Origin of the sequence: Vibrio sp. 10N.261.52.A1 (genome assembly GCF_002876325.1) — a bacterium.
In the GTDB taxonomy this organism is placed as follows: Bacteria; Pseudomonadota; Gammaproteobacteria; order Enterobacterales; family Vibrionaceae; genus Vibrio; species Vibrio chagasii.
Genome location: NZ_MCYD01000323.1, coordinates 1 through 977, shown reverse-complemented (window position 1 = coordinate 977; position 977 = coordinate 1). Strand labels below are relative to the sequence as shown.

General features: G+C 43.8%; 1 protein-coding gene. It reads left to right on the top strand.

Features of this window, described 5'->3' with window-relative positions:
* Window positions 1–260 precede the first annotated feature (260 nt).
* On the top strand, window positions 261–929 hold the full coding sequence (gene bluB / locus BCT81_RS03925; protein WP_102423290.1) for a 5,6-dimethylbenzimidazole synthase: 669 nt from the start codon (window positions 261–263) through the stop codon (window positions 927–929).
* Window positions 930–977: the final 48 nt, after the last annotated feature.

Sequence of the window (977 nt, the reverse complement as noted above, 5' to 3'; positions counted from 1 at the left end):
GCTTTTTCTTGAATAGAGGTTGGCTTTTCGTAGCCTTGTTTTACAACGGCTTTAACAATAGGTGAGCTTAATCCAAGCTTGGAAAATGGCATAAGTTTCTCGGTATGATTTGGCTAAATAGCGATGGAAAGGTTCAACAATCTTATACAAGGATAAGATTAATGGCGGCATTCTACCATGTTGCTTGTGTACTGCTAGCAACATAGACACTTTAGTTGGATAATACTGGCTCAATTAAGACGACGATAAGACAGGGAAGTATGGAAATTACACCAAATGAACGCGAAGCCGTATATAAAACGATTTTTTCTCGCCGAGATGTTCGTGGTCAGTTTCTTCCTGATGAGATCCCTGAAGACGTATTGATGCGTGTGTTAACTGCGGCGCACCATGCGCCTAGCGTCGGCTTTATGCAACCTTGGGACTTTGTCGTTGTTCGTGATATCGAAACCAAGCAGCAGATCAAAGCGGGCTTCAATCAAGCGCATGCAGAATCCGCTGAAATGTTCACCGATGAAAAGCAGGCGATGTATAAACGCTTAAAGTTGGAAGGTATTGTTGAATCACCTATCGGCATCTGCGTGACTTGCGATCGCAATCGAACTGGAAAGGTTGTGCTCGGCAGAACTATTAAACAAGAGATGGATTTGTACAGCACCGTGTGTGCAGTTCAAAACTTATGGCTTGCGGCAAGGGCAGAAAACCTAGGGTTAGGGTGGGTAAGTATCCTTCACGACTCAACACTACGTGATGCTCTAGATATCCCAGAGAACATCGATATCGTTGCGTATTTGTGTATCGGCTACGTTGATCACTTCAAAGATAAACCAGAACTTGAAACCATGGGTTGGCTACCAAGAAGAGATGTCAATTCCGCGATTCATGAAGGGAAGTGGAACCCTAAGCAGCTAGAGGCTGATGAAAAGTAACGGTTGCGCTAGCAAGGTTGATATTAAGATCTAAAAAAGGGCTCATTG